This window comes from Bacteroides sp. 11BF (assembly GCF_019633765.1).
Classification (GTDB): domain Bacteria; phylum Bacteroidota; class Bacteroidia; order Bacteroidales; family Bacteroidaceae; genus Bacteroides; species Bacteroides hominis.
The window spans coordinates 1-494 of sequence record NZ_JAFKPJ010000082.1; the positions used below are offsets into that span (position 1 = coordinate 1).

The following is a 494-nucleotide window of genomic DNA, read 5'->3' on the forward strand; positions in this document are numbered from 1 at the left end:
CATTAATAACAACTTAAAGATGAACATAAAAAACAAGATATACCATACAGCCTATTTTCTCCTATTCGGAATAATAGTAGGTATTTTAAGGTGGTCTATATGTATAGTAGATACAAATGGAACAATGGATTTCACTCCATTTTTACAAGCGTTCTTGTTGATAGTCGCATTGTTATTGTTTGTAATTTTGGATATTATTTTGCATAAAATAGCCTTGAGAGCGATTTCGATAACCATTCTATTGTGTTTCAATATATGGTCTTATACCTACTATTTCAAAATAGAAAAAATGCAAGAATATTGGAGTGGACTTAAATATTCACCTTATGACGCATATCTTCCACCCAATATTGATGATTTCATTTTTGTATGGTTGGCGAGCCAAATTCTTGTTTCTTATTTGTTCTTGGCAATAGGTATTTCATATCTATTGAAAAGAAAAGAGTTATTAACGAAGCAGGATAACGGACAAGCCGTTCCCTGCTGAACCATTA

At 31.6% G+C, this 494-nt stretch carries 1 protein-coding gene; it reads left to right on the top strand.

Annotated features, from left to right (window positions below):
* On the top strand, positions 1-487 hold a 487-nt coding region (locus JZY04_RS21075), incomplete at its 5' end, for a hypothetical protein (protein ID WP_234094439.1).
* Positions 488-494: the final 7 nt, after the last annotated feature.